Here is a 12,219-nt window from a genome sequence, read left to right as displayed (position 1 = left end):
TATTTGTGTACTAATCATAGTGAAGCTGTCTTTTTAATACACTTTGCCTTATAATGGATTTAGATGTCAAAATAAAAAAGATAGGAGAAAAATGACCCAACAACTAAATTCTATGGGAAAGTCTGCCCTCTTAATATTAAGTAATACAATTATTGTCCTTCCATTCATGATTTTTATTCAAATTGCAAAAGGAACCTCGCTTCTTGCCCTCCTTCCTTTTTTGCTCTTTTATACTTTCAGAATGACTGGCGTATTCTTTATAAGGGGAATAAAAACAAGAATCAACAGCTATAGTCTTTTAAAAATTTCATTGTATGCCGGTTTACTTGGTTGCTTGTTAGGATTTATGGGTTCTTTCTACTTTCCTTTCTATACTTTATCCGGAATTCTTTTAGGAGTGAGTGCAGCTTGGTTGCCGATGTCAAACACTTCGGTAAATTATTATCTAAAAAATACTAACCAGCTTATCAAAGGAAAAACCTTAGTTAGCTTACTTTTGTTTTTAGCACTTGGCTTTTCTTTTGTCTTATCCCCTTCTCTAAAATATCCCCTGTTCTTTGTCTTCTATGGAATAGTTTATCTTCTCTCCTTCCAATTAGTTGGAAATTTGGACAATTACAAAGTTGATCCAAATGATTTAGAAAAAGCTTCATATAAATATCTTATTTTATTTGCTTTATTTTTTGTTTGCCTCTTTCTATTACGTTCAAGTCGATTACTTGCCAATAGTTTAGAATTTGATTATTTCATTTTCGGATTTTTCTTTTTGGTCACCCTCTACATTGTCGCTACGAATTTTTTCAAAAATAAAATTCAAAGAAATATCCCTCGTAAATTATCATATTTGACAGCTATTAATGGGGCAGTGGGAAATTATTTATTTCTTTTTTGTTCTTTGTATGTCGCTGGTTTTTATGGTCATCAGCATTTATTTTTACAGTTTTATCTTCCTTATGTTTTAGGAATTGTCTTTGCCTCTAAGGTCAAAAATTTACTTGGAAATAATGTCAAAACCTACTCTTTAATCGGCATTTTTCTAGGTTTACTTTTGATTGTTTTTAGTCCTCTATTTGCTCTAGGTTTATTCCTTACTAGCTTATTCAAAGGAAGTTTAAATTCAAGCTTAACTCAAGACTATGAAAGTACTGTTAATATCGTTGAAGATAAACGGATCTGGGTAAAATATACCATTCAAAATATCGGAAGTATTCTTCACCAATTTTTGTTAATGCTTTTAGGTTCACTCATCATCATGAAAAATGGCTTATCTATCAAGACCTTGTTCGTCATTACTTCAACTCCTATTCCTACAGCTCGAAGTATTGAACTAATGAAATCATGGAATCTTATTGCTACGTCATTGATAATCTTAATTATCATCGCCTATCTTATTTATCCAAAAATAGTTCCACTTCTTAAAAAATCAAAGTAAATTAGAAAAACTCATGTCTAAACATGAGTTTTTTATTTAATACGAGAGGTCAGTGAACTTTCTTTTCCTTCGATAATTTTATGAATCTCTTTAGCAAATTGACTTCGTTTAATTGGACGATAACTTTTTAAGAAAGAAAAAAACGGAATTTTTATGAGTGGTTCCACTAGGCGTGCTGGAAAATAACTGCTTTTTCGTGAAGCATCATAGACAATTCCTGGAAAAACAGAAACAAATCTTGATTTCAAACGTTTTTGACCATAAGCCTCCACTTCTTTTTTAGCTCTCATATAGTCATTCATAAAAAAAGGACCATCATTTGCCGAAATAAAAAGACATTGATTTTCTGAGTTAACTATTGTATCAATAATTATTTTTGCTGGTTGAATACTATTTTTTTCATAAGTTGTTCCCTTTGATTTACTTGGAAATAGAATTCCTACCGCATCAATCACCCAATCTGATTTTTGTAAAAGTTCTTGCCAATCACCGGTTTCATTTAGATTAGCGGAATGATAGAGGACTGGCTCAACTAGATTATCTTTAGATTTACCATTTCTTGATAAACTGTGTAATTCATAATCCACAACTTGAGCAAGCTCTTTGAAAATACCTTGGCCAACTAGTCCTGTTCCTCCAACTATTGTAATAATCATTTGCTCACCTCACTTGCTTTTATTTCTTATCCTAACATATTAAAAGGAGTAATTTAAAATAATCGCTTTAGAATTTAGCTAAAAAAACTAGAGTGAGTACTCTAGTTTTTCATTTCACGCTATTTTCCGCTAACGATTCCAAATAGTCAGCTTCATAATCATAAAGCGGCGTTGGATATTCGCCATCAAAATATGACAAGCAAAGTTTATCATGACCAATCGCCTCGACAAGTCCTGTCTGGCTGAGATAGGTCAGACTATCTGCTCCGATAGCTTCTCTGATTTCATCAGTCGTGTGTGTAGCTGCGATGAGTTCGTCACGATCTTGAATATCAATGCCATAAAAACATGGATATTTGAGAGCGGGACTGGCGATTGCCACATGAACTTCAGCGGCGCCTGCGTCTTTGAGGAGTTTGACAATGCGACGGCTGGTTGTCCCACGCACAATACTATCATCCACCATAATGACACGTTTGCCTTCTACAACACCTCGAACAGCACTCAATTTCATGCGAACGCCTTGTTCACGAAGTTCTTGAGTCGGTTGAATAAATGTTCTTGCCACATACTGATTTTTAATCAGGCCCATTTCGTAAGGCAAGCCAGATTCTTCAGCATAGCCTGAAGCAGCACTGAGTGATGAATTAGGCACACCGATGACAATATCAGCATCAATTTGGGCTTCTTGGGCTAAAATTTTTCCTGAACGTTTTCTGGCAGTATGAACATTAACTCCAGCGATATTGCTGTCAGGACGGGCAAAATAGATGTATTCCATTGAACAAATGGTCATGTTGGTGCTGTCAGTAAATTGGTCCACATGAATGCCGTCATCATTAATTTCAATGATTTCACCGGGTTGAACATCTTGAATCCAAGTGGCACCAACGACATCAAAAGCACAGGTTTCTGAGGCCACAACGAGCGCACCATTGCTCATTTTTCCGATTGAGAGTGGTCGAAATCCATTAGGGTCAAGGGCTGCGACAATTGAGTTTTCAGTCATAATGAGATAGGCAAAGCCACCTTTGACCGTATTGAGCGCTTCTTTGACTCTGCCCATAAATTCTGGATGATGACTACGGCGAATCAAGTGCATGAGAATTTCTGTGTCTGAATTACTAGAAAAGATTGCCCCTGATTTTTCAAGTTCACAGCGCAATGATTGGGCGTTGGTTAAATTTCCATTGTGGGCAAGTCCAAGTGCTCCGTCATGAAATTCAAACTGGAAAGGCTGAATATTATTGATATTTGCTGAACCAGCCGTGGCATAACGGACGTGTCCAATGGCTGACGAGCCTGTCAGCTCTTCCAAATCTTTTTCGTCACGGAAAACTTCTGTGACCAGACCCAGACCACGATGACGATTGAGTTTCCCATTATTATTGACCAAAATCCCTGCGCCTTCTTGCCCGCGATGTTGGAGAGCATGAAGTCCAAAATAGGTCAGGCGAGCAGCATCAGGATGTCCCCAAACACCGAAAAGTCCACATTCTTCATTTAATGTCTTCGCTTCAAAGTGCGACCACTCTTGCTCAGTAAATGTTGCGCTTGTCATTTCATCAGACATGGGAGGGCTCCTTCATAAATGCTGACAGCTTCGTCAGTAGAAATAGAAAGTTCATTCATTTCCAAAATTCCGCTGTCAGTAACTTTTCCGATTATTTCGCCACTGACCGAACGTTCTGTCAGTAATTTTTCAAAAGCAACTTGATTTTCTGGTGAAATTGAGAGTACAAAGCGACCTTGCGTTTCTGAGAATAATTGGGCATTGGTTAAGTCAACTTTCACATCAACGCCTAAGCCATTTGCAAAAGCAGATTCAGCTAGAGCAATCGCCAATCCTCCTTCTGCCAAGTCATGTGCTGAGCTGACCAATCCGTCAGTAATTGCTTTTAAAACAAAGTCTTGATTGGATTTTTCAGTTTCTAAATCAAAATCAATTCTTCCAGAAATTTCGCCTGTCAGCATTTTTTGAAGTTCAGAACCTGAAAAATCATCAAAGGTTTGACCGACTAGTACAATCAAATCACCCGCTTTTTTAAATTCTTGAGTCGTAATATTTTTTACATTCTCAATCAAACCAACCATTCCAATCATCGGCGTAGGTAAAATAGCTGAACCGTTTGTTTCATTGTAAAGACTAACATTTCCTGAAATAACCGGTGTATCAAGAGCCAAACAAGAACGTGAAATTCCGTCAGCCGCCGTTGTTAATTCCCAAAATTGTTCTGGTTTTTCCGGATTTCCAAAGTTCAAACAGTCAGTAATCGCAAGCGGTTTTCCACCAGAGGCCACGATATTACGAGCCGCTTCAGCAACTGCGATTGCTCCTCCTTTTTCTGGATCAAGATAGAGGTAGCGAGCGTTACAGTCCGTTGTCATCGCAAGTGCTTTGTTAGTTCCACGCACTCGTAAAACTGCGCTATCTGAGCCTGGTGCAACAACAGTGTTGGTCATCACGCGCGAATCATAAGTTTCATAAATTGATTTCTTGCTAGCAATTGTCGGTTGAGCTAAAAGTTTTTTGAAAATTTCACTGACCGCGCTGTCTGTAATTTCTGGAAGATATTTTTCGCTGTCAGTAAATTTTTGAATTCGCTCAGGAACTTTTGCCTCACGGTAATAAGTTGGAGCATCTTCCGCCAATGAATCAACTGGAACATGAGCCACCATTTCCCCTTTATGATAAAGCGTATAAAAGCCATCATCAGTCACTTGCCCAATATTCACAGCATCAAGGTCGTATTTTTTAAATAAATCAATAATTTCTTGTTCATGTCCTTTTTTGACACAAAGCACCATACGTTCTTGTGACTCAGACAACATCATCTCATAAGGAATCATTTCTGTTTCACGCTGAGGCACATTATCCAAGTTAAGACGCAGACCTGACCCAGCTTTTGAAGCCATTTCTGATGTAGATGAAACCAATCCAGCTGCTCCCATATCTTGAATTCCGACTAAAATATCGCCATGATTTTGAATGACTTCAATACAAGCTTCAAGCAATAATTTTTCCATAAATGGGTCACCGACTTGAACCGCTGAACGTTGTGTTTCTGAACCAGAACCAAATTCTTTAGAAGCAAAAGACGCCCCATGAATGCCGTCACGTCCTGTTTTCGCTCCGACATAAAAAATAGAATTCCCTACACCTTTAGCTTGTCCTTTTTGTATGTGTTTATGTTCAATCAAACCCACACACATGACATTCACCAAAGGGTTTCCAGCGTAAGATTCATCAAAGGCTACTTCGCCACCAACCGTCGGAATTCCAATACAGTTTCCATATCCCGCAATCCCGGCTGTCACTTGGTCCACAATATGACGCGTTTTTCCATTGTCAATTGGCCCAAAACGTAAACTATCCAAAATTGCAATTGGACGAGCTCCCATTGAAAAAATATCACGAATAATACCACCAGAACCAGTTGCTGCACCTTCATAAGGTTCAACGTAAGATGGATGATTATGAGATTCAGCTTTGAAAACAACCGCTAAATCATCACCAATATCCACAACCCCAGCTCCTTCACCAGGCCCCATCAAGACTTGTGGCCCAGTCGTCGGAAATTTTTTTAAGACAGGTTTTGAATTTTTGTAGCAGCAATGTTCTGACCACATCACGGCATACATCCCAGTTTCCGTAAAGTTTGGCAAACGGCCATCAAGAATCTCATTCTTGATTTTCAAATATTCTTCATCCGTCAGTCCCCACTCACGGTAAATTTTGCTTTCTTGAATCTGTTCTGGTGACATCTCCAAAGTCATGTTATTCTCCTATAAGATATGAGAAACGCTTGCTTAAAAACGTAGAAAACTACAACTCAATTTACTACATTAGTAGTCTAAAGAATATACGTTCCAACAGAAATGCAACTTGTATATTCTCTACTTTAAAAGCTTTCAGCGCTCTGAATTCAATTATTTCAAATTACAAATTTACTGACAGATTCATTTTTTAAAATCTAAATTCTGTCAGTAATTTTTTTATTTTCCAACAAAGTTTTTCAAGACAGAAGCAAACAAATGTACTCCATCAGCGCCACCAAGCAGTTCTTCCATGGCCCGCTCAGGGTGAGGCATCATCCCAAGCACATTTCCTTCTTTATTGACAATTCCAGCAATATTTTCAACTGACCCATTAGGATTTTCGTCAGCATAAGTGAAAATAATTTGCCCATTTGCTTTAAGTTCAGCAAGCTGAGCTTCGTCAGCAACATATTGACCCTCACCGTGAGCAATTGGTAAATTAATCAAAGCGTCCTTGGAATATTCAGTCGTAAAATTACTTTGATTATTTTCAACTTTAAGAGCTTGCCATTTGGAAACGAATTTCAAACCCTCATTGCGAATCAATACACCCGGTAAAAGTCCAGATTCAACCAAAATTTGAAATCCATTGCAAGTGCCAAAAACCGGTTTTCCTTCTTTAGCTAAACGTTTGATTTCCGGCATAATATTGGCAAATGATGCAATCGCACCACAGCGTAAATAATCACCATATGAAAAGCCCCCTGGAATCAATACTCCGTCAAAACCTGCAAGCGACTTCTCATCATGCCAGACAAATTCTGCCTCAGCTCCCATAACATCACGAATTGCCCAAAGTAAATCAAAATCACAATTTGACCCTGGAAATTGAATGACTGCAAATTTCATTAATTAGCTCCTTCGCTTTGTTCATTCAAAATTTCAACTTTATAAGTTTCCATATTTGGATTTGCCAACAATTCATTGGCAATTTCAATTGCTTTTGCGCGAGCAATCTCAGCTTCTGCATCAAATTCAAAATCGAAAAATTTTCCAACATTTAATTCTGTAACTTCTTGATAACCCATTTTATGAGTTGCCGCTTTAATCGCTTGGGCTTGAGGGTCGAGAATTGAGGCTTTGTAAGCCACGTAAACACGTACTTTAGTCATTTTAAAATTCTTTCTATATAAGATGTGAGGAACTGTCCTAAAAACTAGAACTCATTTATTTCGCATTTTCTAACAAATTCAAAACTTCAGTATAAGTTTCAACTAAATCGCCAATATTACGTCTGAAAACATCTTTATCCATATGCTGACCATTCGCATCCCAGAGACGTGAAGTATCAGGTGAAATTTCATCAGCAAGAATAATTCTTCCGTCAGCAAGGCGGCCAAATTCAAGTTTGAAATCAACCAAAGTTAAGCCGATCTCAGCCCAGATTTTTTTAAGAATCTCGTTGATTTTACGCGTTTCACTCTTTAAAAATTCAATCTCTGAATAAGTTGCAATGTTCAGGAATCTAACATGTTCATCATTAATAAATGGGTCATCTAAAGCATCATCCTTATAGTAAAACTCAACAATTGGTTCTTGTAAAACAATTCCTTCTTCAAGACCAAATCGTTTGGCAAAAGAACCAGCAACAACATTTCTTAAAACAACTTCTAAAGGAATTATTGAAACTTTTCTATTCAATTGTTCGGTTTTTGATAACTTTTCTATGAAATGCGTTTCTAAACCTTCAGCATTTAATTTTTCAAAAATTAATGACGTAATTTGATTATTTAGAGCACCTTTTCCCGTAATCTGTTCTTTACGAGCACCATTTAATGCAGTCGCTTGGTCACAATATTCCACCCAGAGCACCTCTGAATCATCAGTAAAATACAGTTTCTTAGCTTTTCCTTCATAGAGCAACTTTTCTTTTTCCACAATATCCTCCATCCATTTAAGGAATTCTTTATGCTTCTTATTCTATTCTAATGAGCCAAATAAAAAAAGCTCTAGCGGATAAAACTAGAACTTTTTCAATTTATTGTTCGGTTTTGCTGAATGTTCGGAAATACTCTTTTATTTTATAAGTTTTCATATTGTTCATCAGAAACTTCTTCTAACCAAACTGCTTCTCCTGCGGTAATGGCCACATGACTGAACCAGCTATCTTTTGTCGCTCCATGCCAATGTTTAACTCCTGCATGAGTAACAATTGTATCGCCCGCATGTAAAAGTTGGGCCTCCTTACCCTCTTCTTGATACCATCCCTCACCGGCTGTAACCAATAAAACTTGATAACCATCTTTATGAATATGCCAATGATTACGACAGCCCGGCTCAAAAGTCACATTTCCCACACCAAAGGGCAAGTCCTTATCCGCAATCATTCCTTCTAAATAAGATTGGCCAGTAAAATAAGCGCCATAAGGATTTTTTTCACCTTGAGGAAAAATAAGTGCATTCTCTAATTCTTTTTTATTCATTTCGTTCTCTCTTTTCTAATCAATCTGTTGATAACGCGTTACCTTTAGGCGCAGTTGATATTTTTCTCTCAATTCAGCAATTTTTGCCATCATCGGACTTTTATGATGAATGTCAATTGCTTCTTGGTTTTCCCATTCATCAATCAATAGAATTGCTTGTTGATTATCCAAAGGAACAAAATATTCATAACGTAAATTTCCACTTTGTTGACGTATTTTATAGACAAGACCAGAACTGACCATTTCGTCAGCAAAGAGATGGGCCTTCTCCCCCTCACCTTGGTACAAAATGTTTACCGTAATTGTCATAGCTTTCCCCTCTTATTCCCAAATTTTTTTTGCAATATTAAAAGCCGACCAAGCCTTTGGCCACCCCACATAAAAACTCAGATGAGTAATTATTTCTGAAATTTCTTCCTGACTTATTCCGTTTTCTTTTCCTTTTGCCATATGAAAATTTAATTGTTCAAAATTTCCACCAGCAATCAAAGCAGTAATCGTAATGACACTACGTTCATGTGCTGAAAGTTCTTTTTCACGACTCCAGACTTCTCCAAAAAGAGTATTGTCATTTAATTCAGCAAATTTTGGGGCAAATTCTCCAAGTTGTTCATGTCCTGCGGTTTGTTTTTCCATTTTAACCTCCAAATTTTTTAATTATTTTATCTTGTGCTTTTTCCAAGTTCATTCAAAAATTTTAGGCGCATCACTGTCGGTCTAAAATTTTTCTCCCAAGCAGGATCCCAGCTATAACCTGAACGTTGTCGATAAGAATCAATAAATTTATCAATATTTTCTTTATCTGTTACAGGTTCAAATTCCACTTGATAGACTTTCCCGTCAATGTGAATTTGACCCTTACGTGAAATCATTGCCGAATTCCACCAACTTGATGCCGTTCCGCGACCTGCTGCTACCGCTAAATCATCATCAATATAAGCAAACCAAATCCAAGCAGGACGATGTTCTTGCGGGTCTGGGCTAATATAAATATCTTGTATCTTAGAAAACTTTTTGACATCAATTTTCATTTTTTCTCCTTTTCTTACCAAGGTTGTGTTGTAGGTCCAACAGTAAACTCGCTGACGTTAACGTCTTCAGGTTGTTCAAGAGCAAAAGCAACAATGCGAGCAATTGCCTCTGGACTAATCCCATATTGTTCATAAAGAGCTGTCATTCCTTCTGCTGCTTCTTTGTCAGTGATTGTATTCAGTAACTCAGTATTTATAGCAGCCGGATAAATAGTAGCTGTCCGAATATGAGTTCCTTCTTGAGCAGATTCCATTCGGAGTACCTCCATTAATTCACGAACCGCCCATTTTGTTGCCCCATAAACACCACCATTGGGATATGCTTTTAGGCCAGCAACTGAACTCGTTGTGATAACATGTCCTGATTTTTGAGCTGTAAATTCAGGCAGTACAGCAGCGAGCCCATTAAGTACACCTTTTAAATTAATATCAACCATATTTTCCCATTCTTCAACATGAAGAGCTGATAAAGGGGAACTTGGCATGATTCCTGCATTCAAGAAAATAGCATCAATTTTGCCAAAATTTTCTTTCGCATATTGTACCAACTTTTTACTATCTTCTGGATTAGTTACATCTGTCACTTGATAGATTGCTTGTCCACCAGCCTTTTTAATTTTATCAGCCAGCTCCTGCAAACGATTTTCACGCCTTGCTGCTAGTACAATTTTGGCTCCTTTTTTAGCAAGTAATTCAGCAGTTGCTTGGCCAATACCGCTTGAGGCTCCTGTGATTAAGACGACTTTGTTTTCAATATTGTTTGACATTTTTTCTCCATTCATTTTTAACTTCTGTTTTCATTATATTCCTTGAAGTTCACTTCAAGTCAACTCAAAAGCTTCACATTGCTTTATCTTTTCGATGATTTTATTATAAAATATTTTTTACCTGCCGTGAAATGCTTTTTATATCAATAATTATGCTTTTTAAGCATACTATATTAAATTATAAAAAAAGCTTCGTATCATTACGAAACTTTTTTAATCAGATTTATTTTATCTTCTTGTTCAAAATCAAAGTATAGAAGACAAAATTAAGCAAAGCAAGACAAAGGAAAAACATAAATACATGTTGAGTTCCTGTTGTTAAATTACTTGATTTTGTTGCAATAAGACTAGCTGTAGCCGTTCCTGCTGACGCTGCAAATTGAGAAGTTGTAGTAAACCAAGCATTACCAGAGGCAGCTTTATCATGAGGAAGTTGAGCTAAACTATTGGTCATGGTTGTTGCAAAACTTGAAGAACGACCGATTGTGAATACAACATAAAGTCCCGTCACACCCAGTAAAGTCAGGTTCTTAGTAAAAATCGTTAATAAAACAAGAGCGATAAAGAATACAGTATTTCCACTATATAAAATCCCCTTGGCCCCTTTGCGGTCATAGAGCGCACCAATTGGACCTTGTGCTGCTGAACCAATTAATGAACCAGGCAATAAAGCAAAACCTGCTAATGTACTTGTAGCTCCTAACGAAACTTGTAAGAAATTAGGAATGATAAAGTTAATTCCCAAATTGACAAATTGTAAAATACAATAAACTAGGACAGACAAAGTAAAAGTTGGGCTCTTAAAAACATTGATATCAATAAAATTCAATGTACTTGTTTTTGAACGCCAAATAAAAGCAATCAACCCCAAGATAAAGACCACTAACCAGATCCATGAAAAATGAGCACTTGAAAGTGAATCTAAAGCTAAAAGAGCGCTGGTCATTGCTAATGACAAAAATATAAAAGCAATAAAATCAAATTTGCCTGGACGTTTTTTTTCACTTTTCTCAATAGCCCAAGCTCCTAAAGGAAAGAGACAGATTGGGATAATCAAAATAATTGCAAAAATCATTCGCCAACCTAAAGTCCCTGTTAAAAGCCCACCATAAGTTGGTCCAAGTGCTGGGGCAATACTCAAAATCATCCCAGCAAATCCCATCCAAAGTCCTACTCTCTCACGCGGAATTTTAGTTAAGACAAGATTAAACATCAATGGAATGGCAATACCAGTCCCGATTCCTTGAATTAAGCGTCCCGCCATTAAAATAGTAAAATTCGGAGAAATTAAACTCAGTAAATCTCCAAGGGTAAAAAAGATTAATCCTGAAAAAAATAAAGTCCTATTTTGAAAGCGTTGACTAATATATGAACTCGTTGGCATAACAATCGCAACAACTAATAAATAAGCGGTCGTTACCCACTGAACCGTACTCAGTGGAAGTCCGAAGGTCTTTTCAAGCGTTGGAAACGTGACATTCAAACTTGTTTCTGCTAATATCCCCATAAAAGCCACAAGGGCCACGGCGACAATTGAAAAGCGCGTTTTCGCGCTAATTTTATGATTGGCTGTATTTGTTTCTAATTCTGTGTTCATTCTTTTCCTTTCTGCATGCTAAAATTATTAAGAAATTTTTCAACTGCAGCAATCTCCTCTGCTGACAAACCCGCCAAAGCTTTTTGATTATGACCTTGGATATATGTTCTAATTTCAGGTAGATATTGTTTACCTTCTTCAGTTAATTCAACTGATTTTTGACGAGCATCTGTTGGGCTCGCTTTTCTCTTAATCAACTGCCGTTTTTCCATACGTTGCAAAATTTCCGTTGTTGTAGAACGTCGGATATTAAATTCTAATTCAATCATCGTCTGACTGATTTCTTTTCCTGAGTCTTCTTCACTCTGGTTTCCAAGAAAATCTAATATTGACATTTGCTGACCCGTCAAATCAAGCTGAGCTGCAAAATTATCAAACTCTCGTGACATTTGATTGCTGGCAACTTTTAAAAGTCGTCCAATTGCTTCTTTTTTAGTTCGCATACGAATTATTATAACACAATCTTTTTTGTTCGTCAACGAACAATATTTAAA

Annotated in this window: 14 protein-coding genes; 1 reads left to right on the top strand and 13 read right to left on the bottom strand. The window is 37.0% G+C overall.

All coding sequences use genetic code 11. From position 1 onward, the window contains the following. The first annotated feature begins 91 nt into the window (after positions 1–91). Complete coding sequence (locus tag IAE52_RS04655) at positions 92–1,432, top strand: hypothetical protein (protein WP_109991079.1); 1,341 nt, start codon at positions 92–94, stop codon at positions 1,430–1,432. A gap of 32 nt (positions 1,433–1,464) precedes the next feature. Here IAE52_RS04655 and IAE52_RS04650 read toward each other — a convergent pair whose 3' ends face one another. The 13 genes from IAE52_RS04650 to IAE52_RS04590 all read right to left on the bottom strand — a co-directional run bounded on the left by IAE52_RS04650 (position 1,465) and on the right by IAE52_RS04590 (position 12,168). After that, positions 1,465–2,088, bottom strand: coding sequence for an NAD-dependent epimerase/dehydratase family protein (locus IAE52_RS04650; protein ID WP_109991080.1), 624 nt, complete (start codon positions 2,086–2,088; stop codon positions 1,465–1,467). A 109-nt stretch (positions 2,089–2,197) separates the two neighbouring features. Next, positions 2,198–3,661: an amidophosphoribosyltransferase gene (gene purF, locus IAE52_RS04645; RefSeq protein WP_109991081.1), complete on the bottom strand. Its 1,464-nt coding sequence runs from the start codon at positions 3,659–3,661 to the stop codon at positions 2,198–2,200. Next, on the bottom strand, positions 3,646–5,865 hold the full coding sequence (gene purL, locus IAE52_RS04640; protein WP_109991082.1) for a phosphoribosylformylglycinamidine synthase subunit PurL: 2,220 nt from the start codon (positions 5,863–5,865) through the stop codon (positions 3,646–3,648). Before purL ends, purF begins: the two co-directional genes overlap by 16 nt. Before the next feature lie 219 nt (positions 5,866–6,084). Further along, on the bottom strand, positions 6,085–6,756 hold the full coding sequence (gene purQ, locus IAE52_RS04635) for a phosphoribosylformylglycinamidine synthase subunit PurQ (protein WP_047206520.1): 672 nt from the start codon (positions 6,754–6,756) through the stop codon (positions 6,085–6,087). Next, entirely contained in the window at positions 6,756–7,019 is a 264-nt protein-coding gene (purS, locus tag IAE52_RS04630) for a phosphoribosylformylglycinamidine synthase subunit PurS (protein ID WP_010906021.1), read from the bottom strand. Before purS ends, purQ begins: the two co-directional genes overlap by 1 nt. Positions 7,020–7,074: 55 nt before the next feature. Further along, complete coding sequence (gene purC / locus IAE52_RS04625) at positions 7,075–7,785, bottom strand: phosphoribosylaminoimidazolesuccinocarboxamide synthase (protein WP_010906022.1); 711 nt, start codon at positions 7,783–7,785, stop codon at positions 7,075–7,077. 143 nt (positions 7,786–7,928) lie between these two features. Then, a complete protein-coding gene (locus tag IAE52_RS04620) occupies positions 7,929–8,330 on the bottom strand; it encodes a cupin domain-containing protein (protein ID WP_010906023.1) in 402 nt (133 codons plus the stop codon). A gap of 15 nt (positions 8,331–8,345) precedes the next feature. Next, positions 8,346–8,639, bottom strand: coding sequence for an antibiotic biosynthesis monooxygenase family protein (locus IAE52_RS04615; RefSeq protein WP_033901033.1), 294 nt, complete (start codon positions 8,637–8,639; stop codon positions 8,346–8,348). A gap of 12 nt (positions 8,640–8,651) precedes the next feature. Continuing rightward, the gene (locus tag IAE52_RS04610) at positions 8,652–8,966 is read right to left on the bottom strand and encodes a carboxymuconolactone decarboxylase family protein (protein ID WP_033901035.1); all 315 of its coding nucleotides are present in this window, start codon (positions 8,964–8,966) and stop codon (positions 8,652–8,654) included. Between the two features lie 26 nt (positions 8,967–8,992). Continuing rightward, entirely contained in the window at positions 8,993–9,361 is a 369-nt protein-coding gene (locus IAE52_RS04605) for a DUF2255 family protein (RefSeq protein ID WP_029344082.1), read from the bottom strand. 14 nt (positions 9,362–9,375) lie between these two features. Continuing rightward, positions 9,376–10,128, bottom strand: a complete 753-nt coding sequence (locus IAE52_RS04600) for an SDR family oxidoreductase (RefSeq protein ID WP_015426707.1) — start codon at positions 10,126–10,128, stop codon at positions 9,376–9,378. A gap of 223 nt (positions 10,129–10,351) precedes the next feature. Beyond that, on the bottom strand, positions 10,352–11,725 hold the full coding sequence (locus tag IAE52_RS04595) for an MFS transporter (protein ID WP_033901038.1): 1,374 nt from the start codon (positions 11,723–11,725) through the stop codon (positions 10,352–10,354). Then, a complete protein-coding gene (locus IAE52_RS04590; protein WP_003130017.1) occupies positions 11,722–12,168 on the bottom strand; it encodes a MarR family winged helix-turn-helix transcriptional regulator in 447 nt (148 codons plus the stop codon). The genes IAE52_RS04595 and IAE52_RS04590 overlap by 4 nt, the downstream gene beginning before the upstream one ends. Positions 12,169–12,219: the final 51 nt, after the last annotated feature.

This window comes from Lactococcus sp. S47 (genome assembly GCF_016517475.1).
GTDB lineage: Bacteria > Bacillota > Bacilli > Lactobacillales > Streptococcaceae > Lactococcus > Lactococcus lactis.
The sequence above is the reverse complement of the archived record's forward strand: the minus strand, read 5'-3'. Positions and strand labels throughout refer to the sequence as shown.